Source organism: Streptomyces cahuitamycinicus (assembly GCF_002891435.1).
GTDB classification, from domain to species: Bacteria; Actinomycetota; Actinomycetes; order Streptomycetales; family Streptomycetaceae; genus Streptomyces; species Streptomyces cahuitamycinicus.
The window spans coordinates 35632-48117 of record NZ_POUC01000003.1 but is presented as its reverse complement, the minus strand read 5'-3'; the positions used below and the strand labels follow the sequence as shown (position 1 = coordinate 48117).

12 protein-coding genes and 2 pseudogenes are annotated in these 12486 nt (G+C 66.8%); 10 read left to right on the top strand and 4 right to left on the bottom strand.

Annotation, left to right across the window (positions count from 1 at the left end; all coding sequences use genetic code 11):
* Positions 1-204 precede the first annotated feature (204 nt).
* The 4 genes and pseudogenes from C1J00_RS00920 to C1J00_RS48145 all read left to right on the top strand — a co-directional run.
* Complete coding sequence (locus C1J00_RS00920; protein ID WP_102907113.1) at positions 205-1623, top strand: ABC transporter substrate-binding protein; 1419 nt, start codon at positions 205-207, stop codon at positions 1621-1623.
* 8 nt (positions 1624-1631) lie between these two features.
* Positions 1632-2576 (top strand): carbohydrate ABC transporter permease, encoded by a 945-nt coding sequence (locus C1J00_RS00915; protein WP_102907129.1) that lies wholly within the window; start codon positions 1632-1634, stop codon positions 2574-2576.
* A complete protein-coding gene (locus C1J00_RS00910; RefSeq protein WP_102907112.1) occupies positions 2573-3472 on the top strand; it encodes a carbohydrate ABC transporter permease in 900 nt (299 codons plus the stop codon). The genes C1J00_RS00915 and C1J00_RS00910 overlap by 4 nt, the downstream gene beginning before the upstream one ends.
* A gap of 29 nt (positions 3473-3501) precedes the next feature.
* Positions 3502-3618 (top strand): annotated as a pseudogene (locus tag C1J00_RS48145) (IS630 family transposase); the annotation flags it as partial.
* Positions 3619-3656: 38 nt separating this feature from the next.
* Here C1J00_RS48145 and C1J00_RS00905 read toward each other — a convergent pair.
* The 3 genes and pseudogenes from C1J00_RS00905 to C1J00_RS00895 all read right to left on the bottom strand — a co-directional run.
* Positions 3657-5060 (bottom strand): family 43 glycosylhydrolase, encoded by a 1404-nt coding sequence (locus C1J00_RS00905; RefSeq protein ID WP_102907111.1) that lies wholly within the window; start codon positions 5058-5060, stop codon positions 3657-3659.
* Positions 5061-5101: 41 nt separating this feature from the next.
* Complete coding sequence (locus C1J00_RS46245; RefSeq protein WP_219728300.1) at positions 5102-6898, bottom strand: glycoside hydrolase family 30 beta sandwich domain-containing protein; 1797 nt, start codon at positions 6896-6898, stop codon at positions 5102-5104.
* Positions 6899-6905: 7 nt separating this feature from the next.
* A pseudogene (locus C1J00_RS00895) lies at positions 6906-7847 on the bottom strand (glycoside hydrolase family 62 protein); the annotation flags it as partial.
* Between the two features lie 351 nt (positions 7848-8198).
* On the opposite strand from C1J00_RS00895, the gene C1J00_RS00890 reads away from it, so the two are divergent.
* Genes C1J00_RS00890 through C1J00_RS45825 form a run of 3 tightly spaced genes read left to right on the top strand, consistent with a single transcriptional unit; the run spans position 8199 to position 9808 of the window.
* Positions 8199-9137 (top strand): aldo/keto reductase, encoded by a 939-nt coding sequence (locus C1J00_RS00890; protein ID WP_102907109.1) that lies wholly within the window; start codon positions 8199-8201, stop codon positions 9135-9137.
* A 22-nt stretch (positions 9138-9159) separates the two neighbouring features.
* The gene (locus C1J00_RS00885; protein WP_102907108.1) at positions 9160-9507 is read left to right on the top strand and encodes a MerR family transcriptional regulator; all 348 of its coding nucleotides are present in this window, start codon (positions 9160-9162) and stop codon (positions 9505-9507) included.
* Between the two features lie 43 nt (positions 9508-9550).
* On the top strand, positions 9551-9808 hold the full coding sequence (locus C1J00_RS45825; RefSeq protein ID WP_219728299.1) for a hypothetical protein: 258 nt from the start codon (positions 9551-9553) through the stop codon (positions 9806-9808).
* Between the two features lie 11 nt (positions 9809-9819).
* Here the strand turns inward: C1J00_RS45825 and C1J00_RS00880 are convergent, their stop codons facing one another.
* The gene (locus C1J00_RS00880) at positions 9820-10722 is read right to left on the bottom strand and encodes a LysR family transcriptional regulator (protein WP_102907107.1); all 903 of its coding nucleotides are present in this window, start codon (positions 10720-10722) and stop codon (positions 9820-9822) included.
* Positions 10723-10928: 206 nt separating this feature from the next.
* Here C1J00_RS00880 and C1J00_RS44955 point away from each other — a divergent pair, with 206 nt between their 5' ends.
* The 3 genes from C1J00_RS44955 to C1J00_RS00870 all read left to right on the top strand — a co-directional run bounded on the left by C1J00_RS44955 (position 10929) and on the right by C1J00_RS00870 (position 11925).
* Entirely contained in the window at positions 10929-11075 is a 147-nt protein-coding gene (locus tag C1J00_RS44955) for a hypothetical protein (RefSeq protein ID WP_180989345.1), read from the top strand.
* Between the two features lie 78 nt (positions 11076-11153).
* Positions 11154-11465 carry an EthD family reductase gene (locus C1J00_RS00875; protein WP_102907106.1) on the top strand — a complete coding sequence of 104 codons (312 nt, stop codon included), beginning with the start codon at positions 11154-11156 and terminating at the stop codon, positions 11463-11465.
* A 142-nt stretch (positions 11466-11607) separates the two neighbouring features.
* Complete coding sequence (locus C1J00_RS00870) at positions 11608-11925, top strand: PhzF family phenazine biosynthesis protein (RefSeq protein ID WP_245936130.1); 318 nt, start codon at positions 11608-11610, stop codon at positions 11923-11925.
* The last annotated feature ends 561 nt before the right edge of the window (positions 11926-12486 follow it).

Here is a 12486-nt window from a genome sequence, read left to right as displayed (position 1 = left end):
CGAGCTGCTCTGCCGCTCCTCCCGTCACTTCACCGCCGGCAACGGGATCACATCGGTCGCCGCCATGGCGCTGCTGTACGGGGCCGGCAACATGCGCAAGCAATCGAAAGTTTAACCGTTTGTATTGACACTATTCGGGCGTGGGACTAGCTTCCGAGTCCCAAATGTTGAAGCGTTTCAACACGCCCTTCGAGTGGAGCGCTCGTGCCCCAGCTTCCCCGCCGCACCCAGCTGATCGGCGCCGCTCCGGCCGGCGCCGCGAACCAGTTCCCCAGGCCGCCGGGCCAACACATCAGCCGGCGCCGCTTCCTCACCAGTTCGGCGCTTGCGGCCGGTGGCGCGTTATCAGTGCCGCTGCTCGGAGCCTGCAACGCCAGCACGGAGTCCGGCGACGGCAAGACCGTCCTCACCGTCATGTACATGGCCAACGAGCTGACGAAGGAGCAGATCGCCGACTTCGAGGCCAAGAACCCCGATATCAAGATCAGGTTTATTGCGCACGACGGCACCCGGCTCAACGCGATGCTCGCCTCGAACGAGCCGCCGGACTTCGTGCGCGGGCCGGCCGTCGGCAGTGCGCGGACCAATGCACAGGGGTTGGCCACCGAGCTGGACCAGTACCTGGACAAGAGCAGCGTGTTGAACAAGGAAAGCCTGCTGCCTGTCAACGACAGCTTCCGGTGGGACGGCAAGCAGATCGGCAGTGGCCCGTACTACGGGCTCGTCAAGGACTGGAGCCAGGACGCGACGCTCTGGTACAACCGGGCGCTGTTCAAAGAGGCCAAGATCGAGCCGCTGAGCACGACCGAGCCGATCTCCTACGACGAGCTGTTGGAGATCGGGAAGAAGCTGACCAAGAAGAGCGGCGGCAAGACTCAGGTCTACGGCCTCGGCCTGGAATGGGCATGGAACCTGTACGCGCCGCTCTCGATGATGATTCTCCAGCAGGGCGGCGAGGTCTACAGCTCGGACCTGACCGAGACCGATATGACCACGCCGCAGGCCCTGCGAGCGCTGAAGTGGTACGTCGACTTCGCCAAGGCCGGCGTAGGTCCCACCTCCCTCGACCCGGCGCCGGACGGCGCAGACCTGTCGCTGTTCCTCGCCAAGCGAATGGCGATCACCCAAGACGGTTACTGGTACGGCGGCAATTTCGTCGAAGAGTCCGACGAGATCAAGAACAACATCGCGATGGCGCCTGCGCCGGTGATGGGCGACAAGCGGATCAGTCCGACGTACGCGGGCTGGGGCGCCTACATCCCCGCGAAGGCCAAGCACAAGGACGAGGCCTGGAAGCTCATGGAGTACTTCATGGCCGGGAAGCCGTCGGAGGACCGGGCCAAGAGCGGCTGGGGCATTCCGGCCTTGAAGTCGCAGCTGGAGATGATGCCTCAGGAGCTGCCGTACCAGAAGCAGGTCTATCAGACGCAGCAGGCCGAGTTGGAGTACGCCGAGCAACTGCCCGACTCTCCCTACATCGGCGGCGCCACCGCATGGGACCCCGTACTCAACAAGCACCTTCTGCGGGCCATCAAGAACGAGGTCACCGTCGAGGCCGCAGGCAAGGCGATCACCGATGAGATCAACAAGCTCTTGCAGCAAGGCAAGGACCAGATCGGCTAGTGACCGCCATGACAACGAAAGGGACCCGGCGACGCAGGAAAGGCTGGCAGCGGTATTCCAGCCGGACGTTCTACCTGTTCGCCTCGCCGTGGCTGCTCGGCTTCGCACTGCTCACGGCGCTACCGCTCGGCTACGCGTTGGCGATCAGCTTTACCAACTTCGACGGTCACAGCCCACGTTGGCGCTGGGTGGGCTTGCGCAACTACACCGAGCTCTTTGGCGACGCGGATGTCCTCGCCAGCATGGTCCGCACCCTCGCGTTCACAGCGATCGCGGTGCCGATCATGGTGGCCGGCGGGCTCGGTCTGGCGGTGCTGCTCAACCAGCGGCTGAAGGCGGTCGGCCTGTTCCGGGCGATCTTCTTCCTGCCATCGGTCGTCCCGATGGTTGCCGCGGCCATCATGTGGAAGCTGATCTTCAACCGGGACGTCGGCATCCTCAACGAGATTCTCGATGTGATCAGCATCCCTCCGGTCACCTGGCTGGTCGACCCGAACGCGTTCTACGCGCTGGTCATCCTCATCCTGTGGGGACTCGGCGGCGGGATGGTGATCATGCTAGCCGCCCTGCAGGGCGTGCCGGCTGAACTGGAAGAGGCGGCGATCATCGACGGCGCCAACCGCTGGCAGGTGTTCCGGAACGTCACCGTTCCGATGATCTCGCCGGTCATCTTCTTCCAGGTGGTGACCGGCGTCATCTTCACCTTCCAGATCGTCATTCAGCCGCTGTTGCTGTCGCAGACGCGCGAGGTCGGCCAGGTGACTCACGTGCCGGAGAGCACCCACCTGTTCATGGTGCAGGTGTACGAGGAGTACTTCGCCAACAATCGCTACGGTTACGCCTCCGCGATGCTGTGGGTGTTCTTCCTGGTCATCCTGGTCGTCACGCTCATCGTGCTGCGGTCCAGCCGGCTGTGGGTGCATTACGAGGTCGACAGCGAGGCTGACCGATGACGCAGACCACCGCGGCCACGCCGCCCGCCGTCAGCACACCGCCGACTGCCCGGCGCCCCCGTCGGCGCCCACGCCGTCGGGGCAACGCGGCGCGCACCTACCTGATCCTGATGGCGCTCGCGGTGCTGTTCGCCGGCCCATTCGTGTGGCTTGTGCTTGCCGCGTTGAAGACCAAGGCGGAATGGGTGACGATCCCGGCGAACATCCTGCCGGAGGATCCACAGTGGGGGAACTTCACGCAGGCCCTCACCGAGATCAACTTCCTGGCGTACCTGGGGAATTCGGCGTTCCTGTCGTTCGTGTTCGCGGCTCTTGTGACGTTGTCCAGTGCGGCGGTCGGGTTTGCCTTCGCCCGCCTGCGTGGGCGCGGCAAACGCCCGCTGTTCGTGTTGGTGCTGTCCACCATGATGCTGCCGCAGATCCTCACCCTGATCCCGACGTACGTGCTGTTCGCCAGGGTGGGACTGGTCAACACGTACTGGCCATGGGTGATGTGGGGCCTCGCGGCGTCGCCATTCCTGGTGTTCTTGTTCCGCCAGTTCTTCGCCGCCATCCCCGCCTCACTGGAGGAGGCGGCGATCATCGACGGGTGCGGGTACGGCCGGATCTTCGTGCAGATCTTCCTGCCGCTGTCCCGGCCCGTGCTGTTGACTTCTTTTGTGCTCTCGTTCACCTGGACCTGGGGCGATTGGATCGCCCCGGCCCTGTTCCTCGATCCCGACCAGACCACACTGTCGGTCGCTATCGCCTCGTTGTACGTCGACCCTCATGGCAACCCCGACGCCACGGTGCAGGCGGCCGCCGCCACCCTCTACGTGGTACCCGTCCTGGTGATCTTCCTGTTCGCTCAGCGCTACTTCATCCGCGGCGTCGTCAGTTCGGGCTTGAAGGGATAAACCTCGATACGCATGGTTCTGGCGGTCGCGGATGGCGCGACCGTCTGATCCGCCGCATCCGCCGTGAACGCGACCGCGGCCCATGCCACGGCCGCCGCAAAGGCTTCACCGAGTCCGAAGACGCCCGCCTGCTGGACACTGCCCACCCGACCTCACGCCGCCATACCTCCGCTGATGAAGATCCCTATATCGGGTCGACGCCGTCAATGGTCGGCACGACCGGTCGGATGCTGCCATCAGCATTGAAGTACAGGCGGTCGATCATGGTTTCGCGGTGGGTGCCGTCGCCGTTCGGGATGGCGAAGCGGTGGTAGGCGATGTACCACTGGTCGGTGCCGGGGACCTGGACGACCGAGTGGTGGCCGGTGGCCTTGATGCCTTGGCTCAGGTCCTTCTGGAGGATCGTCCCGACGCGGTTGCTCCAGGGCCCGGTCGGTGAGGAGCCGGTGGCATAGGCGACCCGGTAGTCCTCTGAGCGGGTGTCGTTCTCCGACCACATGAAGTAGTACGTGTTGCCGCGCCTGGCGACGAAGCTGCCCTCGTTGTAGTTCGCTGGCCGGTAGGTGCGCACCTGCGAGGAGTTGAACGAGACCATGTCGCTGTTCAGCGGCACCTGGTGCGAGGAGCCCTGGCCCCAGTACAGGTACGACCTGCCGTCGGCGTCGGTGAACACGGCCGGGTCGATCATCTGGCCCGCATAGGAGCCGGCCGGCACGAGCGGCTTGCCGAGGGCGTCGCGGAACGGGCCGGTGGGTGAGTCGGCCACCGCCACACCCAGGAGCTTGCGGGTGTCGCCGCTGGCGCGACCGGCCGAGAAGTAGAAGTAGTACTTGCCGTTCTTCTCGGCGATGCCCGGGGCCCAGGCCGAGTTGTCCGCCCACGCGATGTCGCTGTCGACGTCCAGGATCACGCCGTGGTCGGTCCAGTTGACCAGGTCCTTGGAGGAGAAGGCCCGGAACTGGGTGCCCGACCAGCCGGCGAAGCCGTCGGTGGTCGCGTAGAGGTAGTACGTGTCGCCGAACCGCACGATGTTGGGGTCGGCGAACAGTCCCGGGATCGCGGGGTTCGACACCGTGTTCAGCTCCCACTGCTGGTTGGTCCCGGTGCCGCAGGTCTGCTGCCGGAGGCGGGTGCCGTTGGCGGTCGAGGCGCCCGGGACCTCGAGGCATTTGCCGGAATGCCGCGCCATCAGCCGGGTGTGGCCGGCGCCGGTGTTCTCGATCTTCCACTGCTGGTTGGTCCTGGAGGAGCACGACCACTGGATGACCGCCGCGTTGTCGGCGGCAGAGGCACCCGAGACGTCCAGGCACGTGCCGGAGTGGCGGGCGGCGAGCTGCACATACCCGTTACCGAGGTGGCGGATGCGCCACAGCTGATTCAGCCCGTCATTGCACGTGTACTGGCCGACCTCGGCGCCGTCGGCCGTCGAGGCGCTGACGACGTCGGCGCACTTGCCTGAATACCGGGCGATCAGCTCGACCGAGGTCCCGTCGGTCAGATGGTGGGCGGCCGCCGCCGGTGAGACGGTGGTGAGGGCCAACCCGAGGCCGAGTATGCCGGTGAGCGCCGTTCTGCCTGCCGTTCGCATGACAACTCCTGAAGGTGTGATCGGAGGAGTGCGGGTGCTGTTCAGCCCGGGGCGTGTTCGACGTAGTCGAGGTTGGGCAGACCGCCGGCGCCGGTGGGGTTGAAGCGGATGATGTTGCTGCCCTCGCCGACGTTGACGGTCAGCGTCTTCGAAATCCACCTGGACCATGCGCCCGTGCCCTCGAACGACACCTGCTGGACTCGCGTGCCGTTGACGATGAGATCCGCGGGCCGGGCCGTCGTGGTGCCATTGGCGAACCTGACCGCGATGGTGGCGGTGCCCGCGCTGGCCGCGTTCACGGTGAACTGTGCATAGGCGCCGGCGGCGTTGTCACCGTTGCAGAATCCGGTGCCCGAATAGCCGGGCCAGTCGGCGTCGATGGTGCCGCTGCACACCGCCGGCGCCGTCTCCGCCTCGTATCGCGTGGCGGAGTCGCTGCCCCGCACGACGTAGGTGACGGCCGATCGCGCCGGCACGGTTGCGGTGAAGGCACCATTCGACACCGCAGTCGCGGGCTGGGCCGTCATGCTGTTGCCGCTGTTCGTGAGGTAGGGCGTTGCCATGCCGCCGCCGATCCCGGTGTTCTGCAAGGAGAACGTGACCTGGTTGGCGCTCGTGGCTGCGTTGAGCGCGACCATGACCACGCTGCCGTCGGTGTTGCGGAAGGAGGAAATGCGCAGATTGCTGTCCGAGGTGGACGCTGCGATACGCGTTGCGCCCGGACGGATGAACCGGCTGTAATTTGCCATCGCCCACAGCCGCTTGGATACGCGGTAGGCATCACCGTTGAGCTGGATGAAGCCGCGGGTGGTTCCGGTGGATGCGCCGTACCAGTACACATAGCCGTTGACGTTGCCACCGGTCAGCGCCGTGTGAATCTCGTTGGCCACCCGATATCCGTCGTAGCCGCTGCCGTCGTCCCAGGCTTCGTTCCATGTAGTGCCGTCCGGTGACCACTCGGACATCCACGTCGGTTTCGATGTGGCCAGGCGTGTGCTCGGGTAGCTGCCGTACGAGTGCCCGGTGTGCAGGTCGACCAGGCCGCGTGCTGTGCTGTCGGCCTCGATCGCATTGGTGTAGGTCTTCTGCCCGTCCCAGCCGACCACATCGCAGCAGGCCATGTTCAGCCCATGGGTGTCCGCCATCGGCCCGAGGACTTTGCTGAACTCCACCGCTTGTGCCGGCGTCAGCCGCATCGACGAATAGTCGGTGGTCCAGTTCGGCTCGTTGGTGAATCCAAGATCGGTGATGGGGATCCCTTCCTGGGCGTAGAACTTGGTGAACTGCACCAGATAATTCGCGTAGGCGCGCCGCCAGTCGCCGCTGGCGCAGGTGGCGCCCGACAGCCCGCACAGCGTGCCGCCGTTGGTGTCGGTGCCGTTGGTCTTCATGTACCCCGGCGCACTCCATGCGTCGGCATAGAACCGGTTCACGCCGTAAGCCTTGGCCTGTTTCGCAAGCCAGACCTGACCGTCGTCATTGCCGTTCCACACGTAACGCGGTGTTGCGTTCGGACCACCGGGATTCACCGGCTGGATGGAGCCGCTGCCGGAGGCGATCCCGAGCCGCAGGATCGACAGCCCCGCACCGCTGGAACGCGACAACAGCAGGTCCAGGACCTCCTTTTGCTTCTGGTCCGACAGTCCCTGCGAGCCGCGCATGATGGCCCCGCGCCCGAAGAATTCGGAGAAACCGAAACCGTCAATCTTCTGGTACCCGACAGCGCCGTTGACGGTCACCGTTGCGGCCGCCGGAACCGAGATCGAATTCCCGGCTCCGGCGGCGCCCGCGACTGCCGTGATCATCGCGACCACCACGGCGAGCAATCGACGTTTCATGACCACCTCAGCATGTCGAGTTCGTTTGGGTGAGCAGGCCGAGCCGCCACGGCAGCATGCTGTACGGGTCGCCGGCATTCGGGTCCTTGCCCTGGTACAGGTACTGCATTCCGCACGGGCTGACGGGCAGTGTCTGGTCGATGCCGTTACGGATCATCTCGCCATGGCTGATGTCGCGCGTCCACGGTGTGCCGCTGAAGGTCACGTTGGCCGCGCCGGCGAACGGGCCGGCCTCTGTCGCGGCCAGCGCCGTCCACGGTCCGGTGATGGCCGGAGCCGTCCACGAGCGGAAGTAGCGCTTGCCGCCGGAGTCGATCGCCTCGACGATCAGCAGATACTGCGAGCTCGACACGCGGTATACGTTGGCCGCTTCCCACAACGGATATCGAGCGCTGTCCTGCATGGCGACGACGGTGTTGCCGAAGCCGTTGGGGAAGTTCGACAGTGAGGTCTCCGACCGGTAGAGGTGGCCGTTGTCGTCGGAGGAGAACAAGTGGCATTTTGCGTTGTCGCAGATCACCCAGAAGTCGACCCAGTAGCCGTTGCCGATGTTGTCCCTGATGATCTGCGGCATTCCGTTGGCGTAGAAGGGCTTCGGTGCGGTCCATGACCGCGGGTTGCTGATGTCGGACGTGGTCGAGTACGCCGCGTTCGATCCGGTCTGGAAGACGAGATACCACTTTTGCTGCGGCGCGAAGTAGAAGACCTGGGGCGCGGCTTTGTAGCCGCTGCCGATCGCTGTTTGGTCGAGGTAGTGCTGTGGGGCGGAATTCGCCTGCGACCAGGTGGTGAAGTTCAGATACACCATGCTGTACGCGCCACTTTGGTTGGTGGTCGTGGCGAAGACGTGATACCGGCCGTTGTGGTACACGACCGACGGGTCCTTAAGCGCGCGGATGTTGTGCGTCGCATCGGATTTCGGCGAGATGAGTATCCCGCTGGTGTGCCAAAGCAGGATGGTTGTCACCAACGGCCTTCGCTGTCCTGCGGCTTCGGCGCGGCGAGGCACGGCAGTTGTCACCAGGTCGGCGTGCTACTTGTCACCAGCAGCACGGAAAGCACGGCTGTTGTCACCCGCTCCGGCGCTCCGTCGGCAACCTGAGCTGAGCTGCACGGCGTCACTGTCCGGCAGTCCTGTGCGACCTGTTCGGCAGGCCGGCCACTTATCAGGACGCCGCCGACGGGAGCATCGTCACGCGCGTCCGTTGCGCGCGGCGCCGGGCCCCGGATATCGGGTCCCGGACCGTCCGCCACAACCGCTCTTGACCTGGAGCGCGCTCCAGATACGAGCATAGGCGGCATGAACACCACCGATCCCCAGATCGTCCTCGGAACGATGGACTTCGGCACCCGCGTCGACCCCGACCGGGCCTTCGCGATCCTCGACTCCTTCGTCGCCGGCGGCGGTGTCTGGCTCGACACCGCGAACTGCTACTCCTTCTGGACCGACCCCAGTGGCGTCGGCGGCGCCAGCGAGCGCCTCATCGGCGCGTGGCTCCGGGCCCGCCCGGGCGCGCGCGACGCGGTGCGGATCGCGACGAAGGTCCGGCAGAACCCGCTCGTTCCGCACTCCTGGCCGAAAAGCGCCGAAGGACTCTCCGCCCGCGCCGTCCACGCCGGTGTGGAGGAGAGCCTGGGACGTCTGGGAGTCGAGCACATCGATCTGCTGTGGGCCCACGCCGAGGACCGCGCCGTGCCGCTGGAGGAGACGGTCGGCGCCTTCGGCGAGCTGGTCGCAAAGGGAGTGGCTCTGCGGGTCGGGGCGGCGAACCATGCCGCCTGGCGTGTCGAGCGCGCCCGGTCACTCGCGCGGGAGCAGCGCGTGGAACCGTGGACGGCCCTGCAACTGCGCCACTCACTCCTCCAGCCGCGCCCGCTCACCCCCGTGGCGGAGGCCGGCCACCGCATGCTCGCCGCCGAGGACCTGGACCTCGCGCGGTCGGAGGGGCTCGCCGTGTGGTCGTACAGCTCGCTGATGTGGGGTTCCTACGTGCGCGCGGACAAGCCGCTTCCGCACACTTATGATCACCCCGGGACCATCCAGGTGCTCGCGGTCCTGGACGACGTCGCCGACGAGCTCTCGGCCACGAGGAACCAGGTCGTCCTGGCATGGCTGATGCGGCAGGGGATCGATCCCATCGTCGGCGCGAGCCGGGTGGAGCAGATCGAGGAGGCACTCGCTGCGCGCCGTGTGCGGCTCAGCGACGAGCACCTGGCGCGCTTCGGCGAAGCGCGGTAGTGGCAGTCACCAAAGGAGCCCCATGACCACTCTCACCCCGGCAACGGCCGCCGACCGCACCGGTGTCTCCATCGACACGCTGCGCTACTACGAGCGCGAAGGGCTCATCGGCCCGATCCGGCGCTCCGCTGGCGGGCGCAGACAGTACACCGAGGACGACCTCTTCTGGATCGGCCTGGTCACGTGCTTCCGCGAGGCCGGCCTCGGCATCACCGACCTGCGGGGGTTCGTCGCCATCCTGCGCGCCGAGCACCCTCCCCAGGACCGGGTCGCCTTCCTTCGCGAGCGCCGTGCCTCCCTGGAGCAGCGGGTGGCAGCGCTGTGCCGGGCCATGGAGGTTCTCGACGAGAAGATCGCCTACTACAGCTGAGCGCCGGGAACCCCGCACTCAGCTCGCGCCGTGCCATCGAACCTTGACGGGCGCGAGTTTGTGTCTTCGAGGCCTGATCACGCGTTGGGCAGAAGCTCGGCAAGGCCGGATTTCCGGCGCCGAAAACAACGACACCCGCGAGGTCCTGCGGAACACCGGGCGCCCGCACAATCCGGCGACCGTGGTGCGCGAGGTCGACGCGGTGGCCCGGTTCACGCCGACCGAACACGAGTTCGCCGTCACCACGGCCGCCCGGCGAAAGGTCTTCGGCCTCGCCACCGCAGGCGTCCGTCTCGCTTGACCTCTTGCGCGTCAGTCCGGCAGCCAGTGCAGCTCGTGCGCCAGGGTTTTGGCGACGGCACGGATGCGGCGGTGTAGCGGCGACTGCTCGCGTGGGAGGACCATGTGGATCGTCAGGCTGGGCGCGCCTCGCAGCGGTCGCCAGGTGAGACCGGCCGGTTGTACCGTGGCCGCGGCTTCCCCGGCCGGGGCGAGGGTGGCCCCGTCGCGCAGGTCGCGCTGAGACATGTCGAAAGAGACTGCGGGCGTGTGGAATCGGGAGTGTGGTCGGGTGTCTCGGAACAGTGCGGACAGCTGATCGTGGATCACGGGGTTTGCCGCACGGTCCGGGAGTCGCAGCGGATACGCGGCCGCGTCGGCGATCTCGATCTCCGCGTGTTCGGCCAGCGGATGGTGCTGCGCCAGCTGGACCCCGACGCGCGCACGCCGCAGCAGGAACCGGCGCACGCCACGGCCCGGCTGTTCACCGCGGGTGATCCCGGCATCGATGCGGCCGTCGGCGACCGCGGGAGAGATCTCCGGTGTCGCCATCGGGACCGCGCCGACCTCGAGTCCGCTGTTGCCGCGAATCAGCCTGTCCACCAAGGCCGGTGTCGTCTCGGCCCCGGTGCTGAGGCTGTATCCGATGCGCAGCGTGCCCAGTTCACCGGCCGCCGCGCTCCGGGCGGTGTCCCATGCCCGGTCCAGCGCCGCCAGCGCGGGCGGCACGGACTCCGCCAAAGCCGCACCGGCCGTGGTCAATACGACGGTACGCGTGTTGCGGACCAGCAGGGGCGTACCGAGTTCCGCCTCCAGTCGGCGCATCCGGGCGCTGAGTGCGGGCTGTGCGATACCGATCCGTGCGGCCGCGCGGGTGAAGTTCAACTCCTGCGCCAGCACCAGGAAGTACCGCAGGCTCACCGTATCCGGCGCCACGTGACCTCCCTGCCGATTGATAACGATCCGTTCTGAGCCTATCCCGTACCGGTCTTTCCCTCGACCGCATATCAAGCCCTAACCTGCGCATATGACGATCCAACTGACCGCAGTACGGGACATCGCACTCACGCACACCGCCGATTTCGAGTCCGCCCTCACGGCTCTCGCGAAGGCCGCGGCCACCGAGCCCGGTGTGCTCGACTATGGATTCTGGCGCGACCCGACCCACCCGGGTCCTCCCCGATGTCGTAGCCTTCGTCGGCGACCTCCCGCTGTGGCTGGCCACCGACTCCCACGCGCTCCTCGAAACCACCTCCGTCCTCACCCAGATCCCGATGCTCCGCACCTAGTGAGGTCGGCGGCAGTTCTTAGCAGGAGCTCCCAGGTCACCCGGAGTGTTACGGTCTCGTCTCTGGACGGAGGTCGTCATGCATAAGTTGGTGGTCCTGTATTCCAAGCCCGCTGGCCCTGACCACTTCCGCGATTACTACGTGAGCAACCACCTTCCGCTGGTCAAGAATTGGCCCGGCCCGCTTGCGTGGCGCTACAGCTTCGACGTGGCGGCACTCGAGGGAGAAGCGCCGTATTTCGCGGTCTTCGAAGCCGACTTCGCTGACGCCGCCGCCATGGACGCGGCGCTGGCGTCGCCGCACGGCCAGCGGCTGGCCGCCGATGTCGCCAACTACGCCACCGGCGGTGTGGTCATCATCCACTATCCGGTACAGGACGGCACCGGCTGAGGCAGGCCGGTACGCTCCGGGACGCGTTCGGTCGGCCGCTTAAGGCCAGGTCTGGCTAGCGGCGGACGCCGTTGGCGGTTGCCGGTTCGTTGAGCGTCAAAGGTGGGCCGATGTCCTGGCCGGATGTCACGGTGGTTGATGCGTGCGTGCGGCGCGACGGCCGGGGCGGCAGCCCCACGTCCGTCTCCGACGACGACCCGCGGCGACGGACGCCAACCGGCGTGGGGTCGCTGCTGCGGCCGGCACCTCGCACGCGGCGTTCCTCGGCCCGGGGCGGACGCCGGACGGTGGCTGGCCGGTCCGGTTCTTCACCGCCACCGCCGAACTGTCCGGCTGCGGCCACGGCACGGTTGCCGCGCAGGCCGTCCGGTTGACCCGCACCGCGCTGGGCGAGCTGAACGACCGCCAACGCACCGGGGGCGCACGTTCGACACCGTCGCGATCCGCCGCCGATCCGTGAGCTGTCCCTTTCCCTCACGGCGACCGAGTACAAGATCGCCACGTACGGGGGCTCGACCGGGCCGGACGTTCAGGCCCTCGACACCGCCACCGGCACCGACCGCATGGCGCTACCGCACGAGCCGCGGTGACGGGCACTACCGGCAAGGTGGGGGATGCCGACGCTCGCTGGACTGCCATTGGTGATCCGACCCGCGTTCTTCCACACAACTTGTCCCGCTGCGCCATGGCGTACAAGGCCCGATAAAGCCGCAGCCGGGCACCTGTCGAAGCCGCCCAGTTCCTCGGGATCAACCCCCAGGGCAAGAGGAACGGCTACACACAGCTGCTGAACCGCCATCTCCGCGCCAGCGGTACGGCCCGCGACTTCGAACAGGCCCTCGACGCCATCACCGCCGAACTCCTCGCCGGGCCTGTCATCGACTACCAGCGCCGACGCGAGGCCCTCGCCACCTGGACCCTGGAACCCGAGAACTGGCAGCACATCCTCGCCCAGCTCCCGGTCCTCACAAGCCACCGAAAACCCATCAGCGACGACCGCAGACGCCTGGCCGTCAGCGCC

Excerpts from the sequence above, each read along its gene's own strand:
- C1J00_RS00915 (WP_102907129.1), top strand. The coding sequence starts at position 1,632 with ATGACAACGAAAGGGACCCGGCGACGCAGGAAAGGCTGGCAGCGGTAT.
- C1J00_RS00910 (WP_102907112.1), top strand. The coding sequence starts at position 2,573 with ATGACGCAGACCACCGCGGCCACGCCGCCCGCCGTCAGCACACCGCCG.
- C1J00_RS00905 (WP_102907111.1), bottom strand. The coding sequence starts at position 5,060 with ATGCGAACGGCAGGCAGAACGGCGCTCACCGGCATACTCGGCCTCGGG.
- C1J00_RS46245 (WP_219728300.1), bottom strand. The coding sequence starts at position 6,898 with ATGAAACGTCGATTGCTCGCCGTGGTGGTCGCGATGATCACGGCAGTC.
- C1J00_RS00890 (WP_102907109.1), top strand. The coding sequence starts at position 8,199 with ATGAACACCACCGATCCCCAGATCGTCCTCGGAACGATGGACTTCGGC.
- C1J00_RS00885 (WP_102907108.1), top strand. The coding sequence starts at position 9,160 with ATGACCACTCTCACCCCGGCAACGGCCGCCGACCGCACCGGTGTCTCC.
- C1J00_RS44955 (WP_180989345.1), top strand. The coding sequence starts at position 10,929 with ATGGATTCTGGCGCGACCCGACCCACCCGGGTCCTCCCCGATGTCGTA.
- C1J00_RS00875 (WP_102907106.1), top strand. The coding sequence starts at position 11,154 with ATGCATAAGTTGGTGGTCCTGTATTCCAAGCCCGCTGGCCCTGACCAC.